General features: G+C 69.1%; 21 protein-coding genes and 2 pseudogenes. 11 read left to right on the top strand and 12 right to left on the bottom strand.

Annotated elements, in window-relative coordinates; all coding sequences use genetic code 11:
• The first annotated feature begins 107 nt into the window (after positions 1-107).
• The gene (locus tag AB0E96_RS12555) at positions 108-1,124 is read left to right on the top strand and encodes a serine hydrolase domain-containing protein (protein WP_359822005.1); all 1,017 of its coding nucleotides are present in this window, start codon (positions 108-110) and stop codon (positions 1,122-1,124) included.
• A gap of 193 nt (positions 1,125-1,317) precedes the next feature.
• Here AB0E96_RS12555 and AB0E96_RS12560 read toward each other — a convergent pair whose 3' ends face one another.
• Positions 1,318-2,967, bottom strand: a complete 1,650-nt coding sequence (locus AB0E96_RS12560) for a GDSL-type esterase/lipase family protein (protein WP_359822006.1) — start codon at positions 2,965-2,967, stop codon at positions 1,318-1,320.
• 188 nt (positions 2,968-3,155) lie between these two features.
• The gene (locus tag AB0E96_RS12565) at positions 3,156-4,532 is read right to left on the bottom strand and encodes a hypothetical protein (protein WP_359822009.1); all 1,377 of its coding nucleotides are present in this window, start codon (positions 4,530-4,532) and stop codon (positions 3,156-3,158) included.
• Positions 4,533-5,274: 742 nt separating this feature from the next.
• On the opposite strand from AB0E96_RS12565, the gene AB0E96_RS12570 reads away from it, so the two are divergent.
• Positions 5,275-6,219 (top strand): hypothetical protein, encoded by a 945-nt coding sequence (locus tag AB0E96_RS12570; protein ID WP_359822011.1) that lies wholly within the window; start codon positions 5,275-5,277, stop codon positions 6,217-6,219.
• A gap of 55 nt (positions 6,220-6,274) precedes the next feature.
• Here the strand turns inward: AB0E96_RS12570 and AB0E96_RS12575 are convergent, their stop codons facing one another.
• The 3 genes from AB0E96_RS12575 to AB0E96_RS12585 form a co-directional block, all read right to left on the bottom strand.
• The gene (locus AB0E96_RS12575; protein ID WP_359822014.1) at positions 6,275-6,487 is read right to left on the bottom strand and encodes a DUF397 domain-containing protein; all 213 of its coding nucleotides are present in this window, start codon (positions 6,485-6,487) and stop codon (positions 6,275-6,277) included.
• 125 nt (positions 6,488-6,612) lie between these two features.
• Positions 6,613-6,828, bottom strand: coding sequence for a DUF397 domain-containing protein (locus AB0E96_RS12580; RefSeq protein ID WP_359822016.1), 216 nt, complete (start codon positions 6,826-6,828; stop codon positions 6,613-6,615).
• On the bottom strand, positions 6,825-7,652 hold the full coding sequence (locus AB0E96_RS12585) for a helix-turn-helix transcriptional regulator (RefSeq protein WP_359822018.1): 828 nt from the start codon (positions 7,650-7,652) through the stop codon (positions 6,825-6,827). The genes AB0E96_RS12580 and AB0E96_RS12585 overlap by 4 nt, the downstream gene beginning before the upstream one ends.
• Positions 7,653-7,836: 184 nt before the next feature.
• Between AB0E96_RS12585 and AB0E96_RS12590 the strand changes: the two genes are divergently transcribed.
• The gene (locus AB0E96_RS12590; RefSeq protein ID WP_359822021.1) at positions 7,837-8,271 is read left to right on the top strand and encodes an ATP-binding protein; all 435 of its coding nucleotides are present in this window, start codon (positions 7,837-7,839) and stop codon (positions 8,269-8,271) included.
• A 15-nt stretch (positions 8,272-8,286) separates the two neighbouring features.
• Positions 8,287-8,880 (top strand): hypothetical protein, encoded by a 594-nt coding sequence (locus AB0E96_RS12595; protein WP_359822024.1) that lies wholly within the window; start codon positions 8,287-8,289, stop codon positions 8,878-8,880.
• A 164-nt stretch (positions 8,881-9,044) separates the two neighbouring features.
• Here AB0E96_RS12595 and AB0E96_RS12600 read toward each other — a convergent pair whose 3' ends face one another.
• Positions 9,045-9,257 (bottom strand): DUF397 domain-containing protein, encoded by a 213-nt coding sequence (locus tag AB0E96_RS12600; protein ID WP_359822027.1) that lies wholly within the window; start codon positions 9,255-9,257, stop codon positions 9,045-9,047.
• Between the two features lie 229 nt (positions 9,258-9,486).
• On the opposite strand from AB0E96_RS12600, the gene AB0E96_RS12605 reads away from it, so the two are divergent.
• Positions 9,487-10,020 (top strand): NUDIX hydrolase, encoded by a 534-nt coding sequence (locus AB0E96_RS12605; RefSeq protein ID WP_359822029.1) that lies wholly within the window; start codon positions 9,487-9,489, stop codon positions 10,018-10,020.
• On the opposite strand, the gene AB0E96_RS12610 is transcribed toward AB0E96_RS12605, so the two are convergent.
• Positions 10,017-10,910 (bottom strand): hypothetical protein, encoded by an 894-nt coding sequence (locus tag AB0E96_RS12610; protein ID WP_359822074.1) that lies wholly within the window; start codon positions 10,908-10,910, stop codon positions 10,017-10,019. The two genes, AB0E96_RS12605 and AB0E96_RS12610, sit on opposite strands and share 4 nt — an antisense overlap.
• 240 nt (positions 10,911-11,150) lie before the next feature.
• Positions 11,151-11,432 (bottom strand): annotated as a pseudogene (locus AB0E96_RS12615) (helix-turn-helix transcriptional regulator); the annotation flags it as partial.
• Between the two features lie 202 nt (positions 11,433-11,634).
• Here AB0E96_RS12615 and AB0E96_RS12620 point away from each other — a divergent pair.
• Together AB0E96_RS12620 and AB0E96_RS12625 are read left to right on the top strand one after the other, a co-directional pair.
• The gene (locus AB0E96_RS12620) at positions 11,635-12,069 is read left to right on the top strand and encodes an ATP-binding protein (RefSeq protein ID WP_359822032.1); all 435 of its coding nucleotides are present in this window, start codon (positions 11,635-11,637) and stop codon (positions 12,067-12,069) included.
• Positions 12,070-12,084: 15 nt separating this feature from the next.
• Entirely contained in the window at positions 12,085-12,678 is a 594-nt protein-coding gene (locus AB0E96_RS12625; protein ID WP_359822034.1) for a hypothetical protein, read from the top strand.
• Positions 12,679-12,838: 160 nt separating this feature from the next.
• On the opposite strand, the gene AB0E96_RS12630 is transcribed toward AB0E96_RS12625, so the two are convergent.
• The 3 genes from AB0E96_RS12630 to AB0E96_RS12640 all read right to left on the bottom strand — a co-directional run bounded on the left by AB0E96_RS12630 (position 12,839) and on the right by AB0E96_RS12640 (position 13,725).
• Complete coding sequence (locus AB0E96_RS12630) at positions 12,839-13,051, bottom strand: DUF397 domain-containing protein (RefSeq protein ID WP_359822037.1); 213 nt, start codon at positions 13,049-13,051, stop codon at positions 12,839-12,841.
• 125 nt (positions 13,052-13,176) lie between these two features.
• Positions 13,177-13,389: a DUF397 domain-containing protein gene (locus AB0E96_RS12635; protein WP_359822039.1), complete on the bottom strand. Its 213-nt coding sequence runs from the start codon at positions 13,387-13,389 to the stop codon at positions 13,177-13,179.
• 123 nt (positions 13,390-13,512) lie between these two features.
• Positions 13,513-13,725 (bottom strand): DUF397 domain-containing protein, encoded by a 213-nt coding sequence (locus tag AB0E96_RS12640; protein ID WP_359822041.1) that lies wholly within the window; start codon positions 13,723-13,725, stop codon positions 13,513-13,515.
• 229 nt (positions 13,726-13,954) lie between these two features.
• Here AB0E96_RS12640 and AB0E96_RS12645 point away from each other — a divergent pair, with 229 nt between their 5' ends.
• The 4 genes and pseudogenes from AB0E96_RS12645 to AB0E96_RS12660 all read left to right on the top strand — a co-directional run.
• Complete coding sequence (locus AB0E96_RS12645) at positions 13,955-14,545, top strand: NUDIX hydrolase (RefSeq protein WP_359822043.1); 591 nt, start codon at positions 13,955-13,957, stop codon at positions 14,543-14,545.
• A 52-nt stretch (positions 14,546-14,597) separates the two neighbouring features.
• Positions 14,598-15,722 (top strand): RICIN domain-containing protein, encoded by a 1,125-nt coding sequence (locus tag AB0E96_RS12650; RefSeq protein ID WP_359822045.1) that lies wholly within the window; start codon positions 14,598-14,600, stop codon positions 15,720-15,722.
• A gap of 156 nt (positions 15,723-15,878) precedes the next feature.
• Positions 15,879-16,271, top strand: a complete 393-nt coding sequence (locus AB0E96_RS12655) for a hypothetical protein (protein WP_359822048.1) — start codon at positions 15,879-15,881, stop codon at positions 16,269-16,271.
• Between the two features lie 121 nt (positions 16,272-16,392).
• Positions 16,393-16,481: pseudogene (locus AB0E96_RS12660) on the top strand (integrase); the annotation flags it as partial.
• 657 nt (positions 16,482-17,138) lie between these two features.
• Here AB0E96_RS12660 and AB0E96_RS12665 read toward each other — a convergent pair.
• Complete coding sequence (locus tag AB0E96_RS12665; protein ID WP_359822051.1) at positions 17,139-17,678, bottom strand: hypothetical protein; 540 nt, start codon at positions 17,676-17,678, stop codon at positions 17,139-17,141.
• Positions 17,679-17,707 lie beyond the last annotated feature (29 nt).

The raw sequence follows: 17,707 nt of genomic DNA on the forward strand, positions 1-17,707 counted from the left end.
CGTTCGCTCGCCCGCATTACCTGGAAGCGTTCGCTGGTCGTCATGGCCCCGCATCCTGTCACATGGCGGATGACGGATAACTCGACCCCGGGGCCCTGGACGCCGCGGTGCGGGCCGTCGTCGACTCCGGCGCCTCGGCCTCGCTCGCCCGGGTCGGCGGGTACGGCCGCACCCTGTGGAAGGGCGCCGCCGGCACCGCCGACGACGCGACCGGCGCCCCCGCCTCGGCGACCGGCCGGTTCCGGATCGGCAGCGTGACCAAGACCTTCGTGTCCACCGTCGTCCTCCAACTGGTCGCCGAGGGACGGCTGGGCCTGGACGACCCGGTGGAACGGCTGCTGCCGGGCGCGGTGCCGAACGGCGCGGACATCACCCTGCGCCGGCTGCTCGACCACACCAGCGGGCTGTTCGACTTCACCGAGGACCACGCCTTCGACCCCACCGCGCCCGGTGCCCTCGAACGGTGGCTGGAGTCCGGCCGCTACACCCGCTGGACACCGCAGCAGCTCATCGCCCTCGCCAACGGCCACCCGCCGTACTTCCCGCCCGGCCAGGGCTACCACTACTCCAACACCGACTACGTCCTGGCCGGACAGATCATCCGGCGGACCACCGGCCGCACCTGGCAGCAGGAGGTCGAGCGCCGCATCATCCGCCCGCTGGGCCTGACCGGCACCTCCATGCCCGACCACGAGACGGTCATCCCCGGCCCGCACGCCCACGGCTACTTCGACCTGCCCACCGGCCGCGTGGACGTCACCGACCTGGACCCGAGCATGGCGGGCGCGGCCGGCGCCGGGATCTCCACCACCGCCGACCTCGACACCTTCATCACCGCCCTGCTCGGCGGACGGCTGCTGCCCCGCCCGCAGCTCGCCGAGATGATGACGGTCACCCCGCAGAGCCAGGGCCGGTACGGCCTCGGGCTGGAACGGACCACCACCGACTGCGGCGAACTGTGGGGCCACACCGGCGGCATCCCCGGCTTCAGCACCTTCCTGTACACCAGCCCCGACCTGCGCCGCCAGATCTCCGTCTCGATGAACAACAGCGGCCTGTCGACCCCGCTGCCCACCCGGAAGGCCTTCGAGAAGCTGCTGGACGCCGCGACCTGCACCGCCTGACCCGCAGGCCCCCGCGATGGCCGCAGGGCCGCGCCGACAGGGCCTCCTGGACGGCTCTTCGGCGTAGACGCCCTTCGAGCTGCCAGGAGGCCCTGCTTTCACGCGCGGCGACGACCGCCCTCACCCGACCGGGACTCCCGTGGAAAGGACGCCGGCCGACGAGCCGGCGCGTGTGCCGGTGCCGCGCGCCGGCTCAGCGGGTGAAGGCGGCGGTGACCCCGATGGAGTCGGCGCCGGTGGCGGCCTGGTTCCAGGAGCTCCAGCGGCCGGTGTTGTAGTCGCCGTCGATCTCCTGGAGGCGGTTGTTGCCGTCGACGGCGAAGATGTGGTTCACGTTGTTGGCGGCGGCGCTGGCGATGCGCTTGAGGCCGGATCCGGGCATCTTGGTCCAGCCGTTCCACTGGCCCCGGTTGAAGTCGCCGTCGGTGTTCGACCAGGTGCCGTCCGGTGCGATGGCGCTGAGGTGCACGATGTTGCCGGAGGCGGACGCCGCGACGTCCTGCGCGGTGAACGCGTTCGACCCGGCCGCCGCCCAGGAGCCCCAGCTGCCGGCGCAGTAGTCGCCGTCGAGCTCGTTGACCCGGTTGTTGGCGTCGATGGCGAAGATGTGGTTGACGTTGGTGGACGTGGAGGCGCTGGCGACCCGCTTGAAGTTGCCGCCGTGGTCCGTCCACCCGTTCCACCGGCCGGCCTCGTAGTCGCCGTCGGAGTTGTACAGGTGTCCGTCGGCGCCGATCACCACCAGGTGGACGGTGTGGTTGAACGAGGAGGCGGTGATGGAGACGGCCGGCGAGGGCAGTGCCCCGATGCTCGGCTGGAACCAGCCCGACCACTGCCCGCGGCCGTAGTCGCCGTCCTTCTCGTACACCCGACCGTCACGGCCGATCGCGAAGATCCGGTTCACCGAGAATGTCGCGGCGCTCGTCACCTCCTTGATCCCCGAGGCGTCCAGGCTGCTCCATCCGCTCCACGAGCCCGCGGTGAAGTCGCCCTCGTTGTTGCGCAGGCTGCCGTCCGGTGCCAGGTTCACCAGGCGGACCGTGTTGGCCGGCCGTGGGGACTGCGCGGCGCGGCCGGTGTACCAGCGGGCGTTGTACGCCTGGTCGAGCGGCGCCAGGAAGTTCCGGCCCATCACGGCGTAGCCGGCGTCGTTCGGGTGCAGTCCGTCCGACATCTGCGCGGGCTCGGTGGCCGTGCCCTGGCCGGCCGGAACCAGCGCCGGAGCGGCGACGTACCTGAAGTGCCTGCCCGCCTGCTGCTCGGTGGCCTCCAGTCGCTGGAGGGCGGCGTTGTAGTCCGGGATGTTCCTCGCCATGTCCGGCATGGGGCTGTTCATGCCGGACATGGTGGGAACCAGTCCCTGCATGATGACGGTGACGCCGGGCTGGTCCGCGAAGATCCGGTTCACCAGCCGTTCCGCCTTGGCGGCGGTGTCCGATCCGCCGGCGTACTGGTTGAGGTCGTTGGCGCCGATGTGCAGCAGCACGACATCCGGGTGGGTGGCCGCCAGCCATCCGTCGATGTTGTCGCTGATCTGGTCGACCGTGTATCCCGGGTGGCCCTCGTTCGCCGGGTCGGCCATCACGCCGTTCTGCTGCGAGCCGACGTAGTCGATGGCGAAGCGCCCTTCGGCGGCGACCAGGTTCTGCAGGGGCCCCCGGTAGCCGTTGCCGGTGCAGCTGTTCCGGCCGTAGGTGATCGAGTCGCCCAACGGCAGGACCCGGACCGTCGGCGGGGCTGTGGTCGGGCTGGTGGCCGAGGCGCTCGCGGGGGCGGGGGCCGCGGCGAATCCCGCCGCGGCCAGCACAACGGTGGCCGCGGCGAGGGCGGTGGGACGGGTCATGGCATTCTCCGGATCTGGCACCCCAAAGGTGGGTGGTGCGGGCCGTACGCGGGACGCGGACGGCGGACGGCGGACGGCGGACGCTGCCCGGCACGGACACACCGCGCCCGGCGGCCCGGCACGAGGCTCGGGCGCGCCGGACGCGGTGGGAGCGGCGGTCACGGCATCGCCGTACGTGGGCTCTTCGGTCAGTGGGTGAAGGCGGCGGCGACGCCGATGGAGTCGGCGCCGGTGGCGGCCTGGTTCCAGGAGCTCCAGCGGCCGGCGTTGTAGTCGCCGTCGATCTCCTGGAGGCGGTTGTTGCCGTCGACGACGAAGATGTGGTTCACGTTGTTGGCGGCGGCGCTGGCGATGCGCTTGAGGCCGGATCCGGGCATCTTGGTCCAGCCGTTCCACTGGCCCCGGTTGAAGTCGCCGTCGGTGTTCGACCAGGTGCCGTCCGGTGCGATGGCGCTGAGGTGCACGATGTTGCCGGAGGCGGACGCCGCGACGTCCTGCGCGGTGAACGCGTTCGACCCGGCCGCCGACCAGGAGCCCCAGCTGCCGGCCGCGTAGTCCGCGTCGAGCTCGTTGACCCGGTTGTTGCCGTCGATGGCGAAGATGTGGTTGACGTTGGTGGACGTCGAGGCGCTGGCGACCCGCTTGAAGTTGCCGCCGTGGTCCGTCCACCCGTTCCACCGGCCGGCCGTGAAGTCACCGTCGGAGTTGTAGAGATGACCGTTCGCGCCCACGACGACCAGGTGCACCGTGTTGCCGAACGACGACGCGCTGATCGCCACCGCGGAGGTCGGCAGGTTCCCCGTCGCCGGGTGGAACCAGCCCGACCACTGACCGCTCCCGTAGTCGCCGTCCTTCTCGTAGATCTGGCCGTCGTCGGTGATCACGAAGATCCGGTTCACGGAACCGGTGGCCGCGCTGGTCACCTCCCTGACCCCGTAGGCGCCCATGTCGCTCCACGAACTCCACTGGCCGGCCGAGAAGTCACCCTCGGCGTTCTGCAGCCGGCCGTCCGGCCGCAGGTCCACCAACCGCACCGTGTTCGGCACGGAGGGGGGCGACCCGACAGAACCCTCCAGGAAACGGAACTGCTTGGAGTCCCCGGTCCACCCCGGCATGCAGGCGGACTGGCCGCCGGAGATCGCCTGCACGTAGCAGCCCTTGCCGGTGTTGTAGAGGCTGGTGTAGTCGCCCCTGAGCGACGCGTACTTCCACCCCTGGTCGGTGTAGTTCCACCCGAAGTCACCTTCGGGCTTGCACCCCGTGGTGTACACGTCGCCGTAGTTGCCCACGGTCAGACAGAGGCTGTACGTGCCGACGCCCACCAGGGAGAGCATGTTCGTGATGTTGGCCCAGTGCTGCGTGGACTTGGTCCCGCAAGGAGCTTCGTAGACGGGGTGGATGGCGGACGGCGTGTCGACCGTCCCGGTCAGGCACAGGCCGGTCGCCTTGTTCTGGATCTGGTACCCGCCCGCGGCCGCCGACGCCGGAGTGCCGGCGGCGACGACGGTGCCGACGACCAGGGCGATGGCGCCGACGAACGCGGGGAGCCTCGTTGTCTTCTGCATGAGTCCTCTCGGGGATGACGGGCGAACGGCCCGTCCGTTGACACGAATTCGGTCGTGTCGGTGAATGCCCCGCCAGGGGGGGGCGTTGATAGGTGCAGTGCGGACCTGTGGACCTGCGGACCTGCGGGGCGTGGGGGAGTCTGTGGCGAGGATATGTGCTGTGCACAGCGATGTCGTTCACATGTGTGGACGCGTGTGGCGGTGTCTGTCTATCCGTCATAACTGCTGTGGCGACGCCGGGGTGGGCGCGAGTACGGGAACCACCGTTCGCCGGGTGGGGCCGGCTGTACCGGGGAAAGCGGCGGGGCCGTGGACTTACATCCTCACCCCCACCCCCACCCCTCCGCTTTCACCTCGCCAACCGCCCCCGTCACGTTCCGTATGCTCCACCCGGCGAGCGGCCAAGCGCCACCGCTGAGAGGGGTGGCCCCACCACCCGGCAGCGGGACGGCGCCCGGACCTCGCCGAACCCGCCGCTGCCCGGAGCGCCCGGCGGACTCCGGCTGCGCTGCCCGAGGCCCCGGTGCGGCACCATCGGCTGCCCCGAGCCGTGCTGCCGCCGAACGGGTGACGGAAACGGTCGCGGGACCGGCCGAGAAGTGAATTCCCTTGCTGATCAAGCCTGTTCGCGCACTTTCTTTGAGTATCCGTACTCAGGCGACGCGCCCGGGCCCGGTGTCACGCTGCCATGACGGCGGTCACCCGGCCGTCCGACGGACACGGAAGTGGGGACGAAGTGAAGTTGCTGAGGACTCTTGGCGGCGCCGCGCTGGCGCTCGCTCTGGGGCTGGGGACGGTCGGCACCGCCGACGCGGCCGCGCCCCGGCCCGACCGGACCGCCGGCACGTCGACCTCGGAGACCACCGCGGCGGACGACGCGGCGGCCCGCGCGTACTGGACGCCCGAGCGGATGGCGGCCACCGTCGCCGAGGAGGCGAAGGCCGCCGGCGGGGAGGCGGCGGACCGGGCCGAGGTCGACGCCGCGGCCGCCCGCTTCGCGGTCAACGGGTCGGTGGACCGGACGGTGGGGCGGGTCTTCTACTTCAACACGGTCGAGCAGGTGAACAAGAGCTGCACGGCCAGCGCCCTCAACAGCCCCTCGAAGATGATGGTGATCACGGCGGCGCACTGCGTCGCGGGCAAGGGCAGCCGGATGAACGGCGGGGAAGCGAAGTGGTTCAAGGTCGACTGGATCTACGTGCCCGCGTACAACGGCAACGACCCGTACCCGTACGGGATGTTCACCTGGAAGCAGGCCCGGGTGTTCAACAACTGGCTGGACGAGAAGGACGCCCCCGAGTGGGACGTCGCGATGGTCACCCTCAACCCCAACGCCAACGGGCAGAAGGTGGTCGACGCCACCGGCGGGAACGGCCTGGTGGTGAACCGGCGTGAGGAGACCTTCGTCACCGCCGTCGGGTACCCGGCGAACATCGACTACGCCGCCCACCAGGTGAGCTGCGCGGGGACCCTGGAGCGGCTGATCCTCTACCCCATCCTGCTGGACCTGCCCTGCCGGACCCTGGGAGAGGGGTCCAGCGGCGGGCCGTGGCTGTGGGTGAACCCGGACACCCTGCAGAGGTCGGTCAACGGGGTCACCCGGGCGCACAATGGTGTGGAGATCGATACTCCGTACTTCGACGACAACGTCATGGGGATGTACACCCGGCAGGGCTCGCTCACCTGACAGGTCGGCTGCCCGTCGGGATGCTCCCCGGTCGGGCGCGGGCCGGGTCCCTTCCTCAGACCTCGCCGAACTCGCCGCTGCGGACGGCGGTGACGAACGACGCCCAGGCCTCGGCCGGGAAGACGAGGGCCGGGCCCTGAGGGTCCTTCGAGTCACGGACGGGCATCAGGCCGGGGAAGCCGGGAGCCACCTCGACGCAGTCGCCGCCGTTGTTGCTGTAGCTGCTCTTGCTCCAGGAGGCGCCCGTCAGGTCAACGTTCTCGCCCATGCCGACTCCCTTGGTGGATGGCTGATGGCGTTTCGTCATCGCAAGCCTGCCCCAGGGGGCGGGGGAGCAACCGACCGCAGGCCCGGACCGCGAACGGTCCGGGCCTGCGGATGCTGGGTTGGGGCTCAGGCCTCGCCGAACTCGCCGTGGCGGACGGCGGTGACGAACGACGTCCAGGCCTCAGCGGCAAAGATCAGGGCCGGTCCGTTGGGGTCCTTGGAGTCGCGAACGGGCATCACGTCAGGGAAGCCGGGCGCCACCTCAATGCAGTTGCCCCCGTTGTTGCTGTAACCGGACTTCTGCCACCTGGCGTCGGTCAGGTCGAGAGTGGGGCTGATCATTCAAGGTCCTTCCGAGCAGTGCGGATCACGTCGAGCGAAGCCACTTTGGGTAGAGACTCCACCTGGAGTTGATCGTAGTCGCTGTCCCAGGCATCGACGGCCTTACGCCCTCGCTCCACGATGCCGCGCGCTTGGGACTCGGCGTAGCCGACAATCGAACGGTCTCGCAAGGTCAGTAGGACGATCGGCATGGTGAACGGCACGTGCTCGCCAAGGGCGAATGGGGCCACTTGCAACGTAACGTTGGGTAGCTCGGCCAGGTTCTCAAGGTGTTGAAGCTGGCCGAGCATGACATCACGCCCCCCTACCGGGCGGAGCAGACAGCTCTCGTCCATGACGACGTGGACCATGGGCGGTGCAATACGACGAAGCACCTGCTGGCGCCCCATTAGGAGGTCCACGCGCTCCTTGGCTTGAGCCTTGGTGATGCTGCCACGGAGGATCGCCGCGCTGGCCAGGGCCGTCGCGTATGCCTCTGTCTGGAACAGGCCCGGGATGACATTTAATTCAAAGGTTCGGATCTTAAGGCACCGGGCTTCGGCCTCGACGTACTCTTCGAACCCCTCAAGCAGGCTGGCATTCGAGATGCGACGCCACAGTTCGACGAACAACCCTCCCGTGTCGAACGCGCGGTCGGCTTCAACCGCAAATTTACGAGTTACCGGCTTCTTAGCCCCTTCGAGGTACGAGATCAAGCCGTGGCTGTAGCCCATGCGCTTGCCAAGCGCCGCTTGAGACCAGCCTCTTGCGCGCCTCTGCCTGCGGAGTTCATTCCCAAAGCGCACAGCGGGAGACAGTGACTGATCGTCTTCGTGTAGCTCCATGACCGCCCTTGCCTTGTCACTCGGCAGAACCGTGAAGGTTGAAGCCTTCCGATCGTAGCCGCCGAGGCATCACCATGGCTACACCCGGTGATTCGCTGGGTGCACAGCGCAACCTGCGGAGACCGTTCATCTCGCAGCGCACGGCGCATTCCACTCGCATGCCATCCCTTGAGGTACTTCCCCCATGCTCACTGCTCGTCGTCCCCGTGCGTTCGTCGCGCGGCTCGATGCCCGTGTCGAATCGACGCCGCTGGCCCGGTACTTGCTCCGGGCCTACCTGGCCGCCCTGCCCTCCGGGGAGCGCTACCGCGACACCGCCGAACTGCTCCTCGGTGAGCTCTTCGCCAACGCCGTGCAGCACTCCGACGGCCCCGACGACTGCCACATCGAGATCCGCATCTCCCTCTGCGGATCCCGCCTGCGCCTCGAAGTCCACGACGCCGGCACCGGCCGCCCCACCCTCCGTACCGCCGCGCCCGACGACGAGTGCGGGCGCGGCCTGTTCCTCATCGACGAGCTCGCCGAGCGCTGGGGCTGCTCCTCCCGCCCGGGCGGCATCGGCAAGTTCGTCTGGGTGCTCGTCGCCCCCACCCCCGCGCCCGCCCTCGTCACCGTCTGAAGGCCCGAACTCCCCATGCACCAGCCCTCGCTGACCACCCTGGCCCGTCACACCCTCTCCCGGGGCGCCACCCCGGCCGCGACCTACGCCCTGATCGCGCGCCTGGGCCACCCGCCGCTGCCCGTCGCCCGGGCCGTCTGCCTCGCCCTGGACATCCCGCTCGCCGAGACCACCCGCCGCCTCGCCGACTGCTACGACGCCCTCCTGGCCGACCCCCGTCCGGACTCCGAGTGCGACACCGGTGAAGTCCTTGAAGCCCTCGGTGTCTTCGACGTCCCCAAGTCCCTCACCGACGCCGAACTCGCCGTCGTCGACCTCTTCCTGACGGCCATGGACGCCATGGGCGGTATCCGCCCCGGCCACCGCCACGGGCTCCAGCGCTGGTTCACCACCGGCAACCTCACCGCGGCCTACCTCTCCCTCGCCTTCGCCCGCCCCCTGCCCCGCACCGGCGACCCCGCCACCTACTGGACCACCCTCACCACCGCCGGCGAACTCCTCACCGCCGCCCCCAACCCCGACACCCGCATCCGCCACGCCCTCACCCACTGCCGCACCCACGCCACCCCGCACCAGAAGTCGACCCCGCCGACTTCCTGCGCGGAGTGATCAGTGGAGCGGGCCCTGCCAGGGCTCGGCACGACGGCGTGGAGATCGACACCCGTACTTCGACGACAACGTCATGGGGATGGACACCCGGCAGGGCTCGCTCACCTGACGGGCCGGCTGCCCGTCGGGATGCTCCCCGGTCGGGCGCGGGCCGGATTCTTTCCTCAGGCCTCGCCGAACTCGCCGTGGCGGACGGCGGTGACGAACGACGCCCAGGCCTCGGCCGGGAAGACGAGGGCCGGTCCCTGAGGGTCCTTCGAGTCGCGGACGGGCATCAGGCCGGGGAATCCGGGAGCCACCTCGATGCAGGTCCCGCCGTTGTTGCTGTAACTGCTCTTGAACCACGCGGCGCCGGACAGGTCTACAGGGGGAATCATGACGTTCCTCTCACACCTTGTTTGCGGATCTTCTCCAGTGACACAGCCTTCGACAATGCTTCCACCTGGAGCTGATGGCAGTCCCGCTCCCATGCCTGAGTAGTTCCGGTGTATCCGCCGGGAAGGGGCTCGGCCATGTACGTCCAGTACCGGTCGTCGACCGTGCCGTCATCGTAGGCACCTCTGGCAGGATGGCGCCGACCCGCCCCACCGAGATCATGAGGTACGAGTGAGCAGCGAGTGGACCGTCCACGGCAGCCGTCCCGTTTACACCAGTCCGTGGGTGCGGCTCGATCTGGTCGATGTCGAGCCGCTCGGAAGGGACCGGTACGAGCATCACCTGGTGCGATTCGCCCCGGTTGCCGCCGTCGTAGTGATCAATGATCGGGACGAGGTGCTGATGATGTGGCGGCACCGCTTCGCGACGGGCACCTGGAGCTGGGAGATCCCCAGCGGCATCGTTGAGGACGGAGAATCCCCCGAAGCCGCAGCGGTCCGCGAGGTGCTCGAGGAAACCGGCTGGCAGGTGGACGAGGTCGAGGAACTTGCCTACATCCAGCCCATCGGCGGCATGAGCGACGCTGAACACCACGTGTTCCTGGCCTGCGGCGCCATCTACGTCGCGCCGCCGGTGGACGCCCATGAGGCTGACCGGATCGAGTGGATCGCGATCTCCCGGATCCAGGGCATGATCGACCGGCGAGAGATCGTGGCAGGTGTCGCGGTCACCGGGCTGCTCCAAGTGCTCGCTCGGCGACCTTAGTTCGGCAGGGCCAGCATCTCGCGAAGATCAACAACCAAGGGTAGACGGGCCGCGCGCGGTGGCACCGCCGCTGCGACCTCCCGTGCCCGGGCCAGCACGATCCCGGTCCGGTGCTCGTCCGGGAGTGTGGCAACCGCCGCCATGCCGATCTGCGCTCCCGAGCCGATCTCACCGATGCGCATCAGGCCGTCTGCCTGGTCCAAAGCGATGAGAGCTCGGTCGAGGTACTGAGTGGGTGCGTAGAGGTTGAGAGCCTGGTCGAGCGATTGCCGCGCGCGCCGGATGTCACCGAGAGTGGTGTACATGCTGCCCATGTGCCAGCGAAGTTGACGCTCTGTATATCCGTATGCCAGGTCGGCGGTGTGTTCTGCTCCCAGCCGGACGAACGCCCGTTCAGCGAGGAGCATGGCGGCGCGGGCTTCCTCGGGGCGGCCGAGGCGCGCGAGCGCGCGAGCTTTCAGCGCGGGCGCCCATGCAGCGGTGGCACACACCGTGGTACCCGCGATGACCCGAGCCCGCTCGGCCAGCTCGGCCGCGCCGGCTGGCGCCCCGTAGTAGAACGGGATGACGGCCTCACGTGCTACAAGCCACGCGCGGAGGGCACGGTCATGAGTTTCCTCGGCTGCGAGCTGTGCAACGCGGTACCAGGCCCGTGCTTCGCGGTGCTCGCCCATCGCGACCAGGGCGATGCCTGCGGTGGCGGCGAGTCTGGCAGCGACGTGGCACAGACGGGTGCGGTGGTCGGCCGACTGTCGGCGGCTGAGGAGCTGCCGGACGTCGAGGAAGTCCAACACGGAATCGCCGAGGAGCCGGGCCGGCGGAGTGTGTTGGTAAGCGTGGCCATACTCGGCAGCGGTGTTCTCCCACTGATCCACGGTGGTGTCGGCCACACTCGCGGTGAAGACGGCGGCCCCGTCCTGGCGAGCGCTCACGAGGGCGGACAAGACCGGAGCGGACAGGCTCAGACCTACCTGGCTGAGTAGTCCACGAAGTATGGCGTGCCGGGCAGCCGGCATCTCTGCCTGCATCGGGTCAATGGAAACCTCGGTGCTGGTGCTCGGGGTGGACGGAGCAGCTTGGCTGTCCACAGGGGTGTAGTCGGTGCCATAGCCCAGACGGTCGGGTCTGGTTCGGTGGAGGCGGCACAACGCGTCAAGACGCTCGATCGATGGCCTCGTGGTGCCCTGCTCCCAGGCCGAGAGCTGTTGCACTGTGACGCGGTGGCCCAGCTGGGCGAGTTCGTCAGCTGCCTGTCGCAGGGACCATCCGCGGCTGAGGCGTGCAGCCTGAAGCAGACTCACAGCGCATTCGCGCGCGATTGCGCTGGATAGCTGCCAGGGCGTCCAGCCGGAGGCCCCAGCAGAGGCGGCAAGTCGGGCAGCGGCAGTGCGCGGGTCGGCGGCGCGGGGCATCTTGGCTCCGTCCAGCAGAGGGTTGTAGTTCCACGGTAGGCCATTCCTGCGGAACCCTGAGTCGGCTTTCGTCACGCTGTGGTGAATGGCTGTCGACCTGTAGCGGCCTCACCGTGAAATCACGGTGAGGCCGCAATTGCCGGAACCCGCCGTTGCGATCGATCCTCTGGTTGCGTTCCCCTCCGAGCCCTCCGAGGTCCCCATGCTCACTGCCCGTCGGCCTCGCGCGTTCGTCGCGCGGCTCGATGCCCGTGTCGAATCCACGCCACTGGCCCGGTACTTGCTCCGGGCCTACCTGGCCGCCCTGCCATCCGGCGACCGCTACCGCGACACCGCCGAACTGCTGTTGGGCGAACTCTTCGCCAATGCCGTGCAGCACTCCGACGGCCCCGACGACTGCCACATCGAGATCCGCATCTCCCTCTGCGGATCCCGCCTGCGCCTCGAAGTCCACGACGCCGGCACCGGCCGCCCCACCCTGCGTACCGCCTCGCCGGACGACGAGTGCGGGCGCGGCCTGTTCCTCGTCGACGAGCTCGCCGAGCGCTGGGGCTGCTCCTCCCGCCCGGGCGGCATCGGCAAGTTCGTCTGGGTGCTCGTCGCCCCCACCCCCGTGCCCACTCTCGTCACCGTCTGAAGGCCCGAACTCCCCATGCACCAGCCCTCGCTGACCACCCTGGCCCGCCACACCCTCTCCCGGGGCGCCACCCCCGCCGCGACCTACGCCCTGATCGCGCGCCTCGGCCACCCGCCGCTGCCCGTCGCCCGGGCCGTCTGCCTCGCCCTGGACATCCCGCTCGCCGAGACCACCCGCCGCCTCGCCGACTGCTACGACGCCCTCCTGGCCGACCCCCGCCCGGACTCCGAGTGCGACACCGGCGAAGTCCTCGAAGCCCTCGGTGTCTTCGACGTCCCCAAGTCCCTCACGGAGGCCGAACTCGCTGTCGTCGACCTCTTCCTGACGGCCATGGACGCCATGGGTGGCATCCGCCCCGGCCACCGCCACGGGCTCCAGCGCTGGTTCACCACCGGCAACCTCACCGCGGCCTACCTCTCCCTCGCCTTCGCCCGCCCCCTGCCCCGCACCGGCGACCCCGCCACCTACTGGACCGCCCTCACCACCGCCGGCGAACTCCTCACCGCCACCCCCAACCCCGACACCCGCATCCGCCACGCCCTCACCCACTGCCGCACCGAAGCCGCCCCGCACCAGAAGTCGGCCCCGCCGACTTCCTGCGCGGGTTGATCAGTGGAGCGGGCCCTGCCAGGGCTCGGCACGACGGTGTGGAGATCGACACCCGTACTTCGACGACAACGTCATGGGGATGGACACCCGGCAGGGCTCGCTCACCTGATGGTCAGCCCGTTGGGATGCTTCAGGGTCGGACGCGGGCCGGATTCTTTCCTCAGGCCTCGCCGAACTCGCCGCAGCGGACGGCGGTGACGAACGACGCCCAGGCCTCGGCCGGGAAGACGAGGGCCGGTCCCTGAGGGTCCTTCGAGTCGCGGACGGGCATCAGGCCGGGGAAGCCGGGAGCCACCTCGATGCAGGTCCCGCCGTTGTTGCTGTAGCTGCTCTTGCTCCAGGAGGCTCCCGTCAGGTCAACGTTCTCGCCCATGCCGACTCCCTTGGTGGATAGCTGATTGCGTTTCGTCATCGCAAGCCTGCCCCAGGGGGCGGGGGAGGAACCGACCGCAGGCCCGGACCGTGAACGGTCCGGGCCTGCGGATGCCGGGTTGGGGCTCAAACCTCGCCGAACTCGTCGCTGCAAACAGCAGAGATGAACGACTTCCAGGCCTCAGCGGCAAAGATCAGGGCCGGTCCGTGGGGGTCCTTGGAGTCGCGAACGGGCATCACGTCAGGGAAGCCGGGCGCCACCTCAATGCAGTTGCCCCCGTTGTTGCTGTAGCTGCTCTTGCTCCAGGAAGCGCCCGTCAGGTCAACGTTCTCGCCCATGCCGACTCCCTTGGTGGATAGCTGATCGCGTCGTCATCGCAAGCCTGCCCCAGGGGGCGGGGGAGGAACCGACCGCAGGCCCGGACCGTGAACGGTCCGGGCCTGCGGATTCCGGGCTGGGGCTCAGATCTCGCCGAACTCGCCGCTGTGGACGGCGGTGACGAACGACGTCCAGGCCTCGGTCGGGAAGAGGAGGGACGGGCCCTGAGGGTCCTTCGAGTCGCGGACGGGGGCCAGACCGGGGAAGTCCGCGGCGACCTCGACGCAGTCGCCGCCGTTGTTGCTGTGGGAGGACTTGAACCACTGGGCGTCGGACAGGTCTACAGGGGGAATCATGACGTTCCTCTCACACCGTGCTTGCGGATCTTCTCCAGTGACACAGCCTTCGACAATGCTTCCACCTGGAGCTGATGGTAGTCCCGCTCCCATGCCTGAGCAGTTCCGGTGTATCCGCCGGGAAGGGGCTCGGCCATGTACGTCCAGTACCGGTCGTCGACCGTGCCGCCATCGTAGGCACCTCTGGCAGGATGGCGCCGACCCGCCCCACCGAGATCATGAGGTACGAGTGAGCAGCGAGTGGGCCGTCCACGGCAGCCGTCCCGTCTACACCAGTCCGTGGGTGCGGCTCGATCTGGTCGATGTCGAGCCGCTCGGAAGGGACCGGTACGAGCATCACCTGGTGCGATTCGCCCCGGTTGCCGCCGTCGTAGTGATCAACGATCGGGACGAGGTGCTGATGATGTGGCGGCACCGCTTCGCGACGGGCACCTGGAGCTGGGAGATCCCCAGCGGCATCGTTGAGGACGGAGAATCCCCCGAAGCCGCAGCTGTCCGCGAGGTGTTCGAGGAAACCGGCTGGCAGGTGGACGAGGTCGAGGCACTTGCCTACATCCAGCCCATTGGCGGCATGAGCGACGCCGAACACCACGTGTTCCTGGCCTGCGGCGCCATCTACGTCGCGCCGCCGGTGGACGCTCATGAGGCTGACCGGCTGACCGACCCAATGCGGCCGGTCAAACCGACACTATGTCGGGTTGGTCGGCTGCTTTGCTGTCCGTCTGTTCCCGTCGGGCCGGGTGCCGGAGGCGAGTGCGCCATTGGTGTTCGTTGTATCGCCTCGCGGGGGCGGACAAGCTCTGAATCGCTCACCTGGTGAAAAGATGTGAATCCTGTTCGCATCTCGTCCCGGCCCGAAAGGGGTCCCGCCTATGTCCGCCTTCAGCGCCGGGCGCACTTACCGGCTCAGGAACTGGCACAGCGGATTGTACGCCGCAGTCAAGGACAACGACATGAAAGACAGGGCCCGTCTCTACCAGTGGCTCAGGGACAACGGTCCGAACAATCAGGTGTGGCACGTCTTCCCGCTCGATGGCGGGGCGTACCTGATTACGAACAAGAACAGCGGCCTCAACATGAAGGTCGTCAACAGCAGCACGGGGCCCGACAAGGTGGAGCAGAGGTTCCTGCTGCCCTCCGGGATGGCTCAGGCATGGAAGCTCGAACCCGTCAATGGCACGACGACCTACCTCGTGCGCAACGTGAACAGCGGGCTCCCCCTGAAAGTCTACGGATACAACGCCAGGCCGGGGGCGGAGCTGGAGCAGCAAAAAGAGCATTCTGCCGGGGAGGGGAACGGGTACGACTCGCAGAGGTGGGTGCTTGAGGTCGAGGACGAGTATGAGCGCGTGCTGAAGCCGCCCACCTTCGAAGGTGCGGATGTCGGCGACATCCACAGGATGACCGACTTCGATCGCACGCGCGAGGACGAGACCGAGCATGTGGAGCTGGCGAACTTCGCCTACCCGTTCCCATTCGTCCACGATTCCACGAAGACCGTGCCGTTCCAGGCCAAGGAGAGCCCGTACTACATCCTGCGGAAGTTCGGCTACTGGGTCCGTGTCTACTACTACGAACACAGCGGCGCCTCGGAGTTCACCAAGACCGAGACCACCCACGTCGGCCTCACCAGCAAGAATTCCACGACCGTGGAGGAAACCACCAGCATCTCGGTCAGCGCCGAAGCGACCTTCGCATTCAAGGGGTTCGGATCCTCCATCAAGAACACCTTCGAGAAGGAGCTGAAGGTCACCGTCACCGACGAGACGGTCACCGAGTCGTGGAAGACGGTTGACCTCACCCGGAGGTACCCGCACGGCCTGCACGTCTCCGAGGCGATCTGGCTCCGCGAGGACAAGTACGTCCTGGAACGCCTCGACGGGGAAGGGACCCCGATCGTCCAGTGGACGGTCCGCGATTCCACGACGGAGAAGTCCGACAGCTGGCCGAAGGAAGCCGTGAAGGAGCTGGGGGCATGGCGCGCCGCCACCCGCTGAGAGCCGGCCGCTCGAAGGCCCATCCAAGGCGTTGAGCGGCAGGACGAGCGCGTGAAGGACTGCTCGGGCGAGCGTGTGGTGGCCGCCTGTACCACCCGCTGACCTGCGTTCGGCGTCATGTCCGGAGTCCGACGCCGTCGGCCTGTGGTGCCGGTGTTGCCTGCCCATCGGCTCCCGGCCAAAGCCCGGAGCGCCATCGCAAGCCTGCGGATTCCGGGCTGGGGCTCAGATCTCGCCGAACTCGCCGTCGTCGACCTCTTCCTGACGGCCATGGACGCCATGGGCGGCATCCGCGCCGGCCACCGCCACGGGCTCCAGCGCTGGTTCACCACCGGCAACCTCACCGCGGCCTACCTCTCCCTCGTCTTCGCCCGCCCCCTGCCCCGCACCGGCGACCCCGCCACCTACTGGACCGCCCTCACCACCGCCGGCGAACTCCTCACCACCGCCCCCAACCCCGACACCCGCATCCGCCACGCCCTCACCCACTGCCGCACCGAAGCCGCCCCGCACCAGAAGTCGGCCCCGCCGACTTCCCACGCGGGTTGATCAGTGGAGCGGGCCCTGCCAGGGCTCGGCCGCGGATGCGGTGGTGACGGAGCAGCGGGAAGGTCGGTCAAACGCCGGGGCCCATGGCGCTGTTCGCGTCGTGGGCCCCGGCGGGTTGTGTGCCGGCCACCGCGACGTCCTGGCCGCCGAACGTAAGGAACGCGCCCGCATCCGAAGCGAGAAGGCATCCGCGGGGGCGGACGGCCTGTCCGGCCATCACTAGGGTGCGCGTACTGGGGTTGTGATCAATGGCTGTTCCGAGTGAGCTCTTTGATCCAGATCATCGAGGCCCGGAGATGGAGCCCGGCGAAGCGCAAGTTCAGGAGGTGCCCCCGCCCGAGGCGCTTCCGCCTGAGGTGCTCCCGTTCCAGGTGCCCCCGTTTCGGGTGCCCCCGACCCAGGTGCCTCCGCTGTCGGGGAAGTCACTGGTCGGGGTGGCAGAGGGCGGGGTCGACCTCGGAGAGAAGGGGGTGGGGGTCCTTGCGGGGGTTGGGCGGCGGGAGCCGGGCGAGTAGGAGGGGGTGGAGGTCCTTGTGGGGGTTGGGCGGCGGGACGGGCTGGGGGAGCCGGACGGGTAGGGCGGGGCCGTGGTCGGGGAATTACCAACCGACTGGTCGTCCTCGGAGGACGAGGCCAGCAGGTAGCTGACGCCTCCGACGATCGCGCCGAGCCCCACCCAGATGATGACGGCGAGCACCAGCCGCTGCGTGCGTTGCACCGGGGCCGGGGCTGGGGCCTCCTCCGGCTCTCGCCTGTCCACCCATCGCTGGAGGTTTCTGTCCCAGTACCTGGCCAACCTCGTTCCTTCCTCGCCGAGTCACTGAACCGCCGAACCGCCGTCACACCGCGAGGCGTCCCCCGAGCCCCTCAGGCCAGGAGCTGTTCGATCGCCTGCACCACGGCCAGCGCCGAGGCGAGTCCCGAGACCGCCGTGCCCGACCCCCGCAGGAGGTCCCGCAGCCGTTCCAGCCGGGTGCGCGGGGCCTCACCCGTCCGCTGGAGCTCGCCCCGGACGGTCGTTACCTCCTGCTCCACCTCGGCCACCCCGTTGCCCTCCACCCGGGCGAACAGCGGGAGCTGGCCGTGGAGTTCGCCGAGCGCCTCCAGCAGCTGCCGCACGTCCGCGCCCGTGCGCACCGAGGCGTCGACGGCCCGCGCGTCGAGCCCGGCGGCGACCGCCCCGCCCGTCAGCGTCCCGATCGAGACGCCGCCCGCCGCCGGAACGGGCAGCGTCAGCCCGGTGACGTCGGGCACGGGCTCGGGCGTGCCGGTGCGCTGCGAACGGTCCTCGGCGCTCGCCCCGGAGCCGGAGGCGACGGCACCGCCCGTCATGGTGCCGATGGCCACCCCGCCGCCGGGGTGGGACCGGTCCTCCTCGTCCTGCGGTACGTTCTGTTCTTCGCTCATGGCTTCTCCTCGATCGTTCTGCTTTCGCG

This window comes from Kitasatospora sp. NPDC036755, assembly GCF_040636595.1.
In the GTDB taxonomy this organism is placed as follows: Bacteria; Actinomycetota; Actinomycetes; order Streptomycetales; family Streptomycetaceae; genus Kitasatospora.